Genomic DNA, 1,190 nt, shown 5'->3' on the forward strand with positions numbered 1-1,190 from the left:
ATATGACCGCGAAGGCCCAGCGGCCGAGCTGGTCCTCGCCCGACGTCAGCGTCAGCGTGCCGTCGCCGGTCAGCTTGCTGGTGAACTGGAGCACCTTGGACGGCGGCGCCGGGCTTGCAGCCGGCTTGGCGGCGGCCTGCGGCGCAGCGGGATCGATGGCGCGGGCGTTGCCATTCTTGTCGGCATAGCCGAGCGTCTCCTCGCCTGAGCCACCCGTCACGCGCAGCGAAACGTCACTGCCTTCGGGAACCGTAAAGGTCGGGATCGCCTGGTTGGCGTCGGCGGTCAGGAAGATCGGCGGCTTGCCGGTATAGGCCGGTGGCGTCACCCATGCGTCGATGCGCGGCGGCACGATATCGCGCGCGCCATGGGCATTGAAGCCGTCGCTGATCCTGCCGCCCGTCGGTCCGAAGGAGAAGGCGAAGGCGGTAACGAGCAAAAGGGCCGCCACCGCGCGCAGCCCCCAGGGGTCGCGCTCCGGCACGCGCGTGCGCGGCAGGTCGGCGCCAAGGTTGTCGAGCTTTCCAGCCATACGCTTCTGGTGTTCGCGCCACAGCGCCTGCGAGAAGCTGCTTTCCCTGCCGCTGGGCCGGTCGGTCTGCACCAGCACCGGGCTGTGCAACAGTTGATTGGCGGCCTCTATGCGGCGGTCGATTTCGCCGGCGCCCGGCAGGCGGAAGAAGCGCAGCGGATAGAGCGCGGCCAGTGCCGCTATGGCAAAAGCAGCGACCAGGCCGATGCGCGCCATATCCGGCAGCCGGGAGAACAGCCCCAGCCAGGAGATGCTGAGGAACAGGCTGGCGACGATGACGAGCGGGAGCAGCAACGGCCAGCCGCGCTCGACCATCATCGAGACCCGCGTCGCCAACCGGCTCAAGGCCAGGCGTCCGGCCAGGCCGCGATCACTGCTGAAGGTGGGTCGTTGCGTCATCGGCCCTTCCTTGAGCCTATCCCGAAAACCGGGATGCGGCCTTATCCCTTTGAGCATGATCTGTTCCGAAAGGGATTTCACTTTTCGGGATCATGCTGTGGAGCGGGCAGGATAGCCCGACGCCTCACGACTCAAAGAATACCAGCAAACACGGCAAAGGCGAGGCAGTTCGGAAAAACGTGAAGTGGACCGTTATAGTTCCATCCTGCATACCCTTTAGAAGGCAGCAGGCCCTTTAGAAGGTAGCGGGGTCCGCATT

1 protein-coding gene is annotated in these 1,190 nt (G+C 65.6%); it reads right to left on the reverse strand.

Annotated features, from left to right (window positions below):
- The coding region (locus tag EN964_RS35180; protein ID WP_127277493.1) for a DUF4175 family protein at positions 1–931 on the reverse strand (931 nt) is incomplete at its 3' end.
- Positions 932–1,190 lie beyond the last annotated feature (259 nt).

This window comes from Mesorhizobium sp. M7A.F.Ca.CA.001.10.2.1 (assembly GCF_003998575.1).
Taxonomy (GTDB): domain Bacteria; phylum Pseudomonadota; class Alphaproteobacteria; order Rhizobiales; family Rhizobiaceae; genus Mesorhizobium.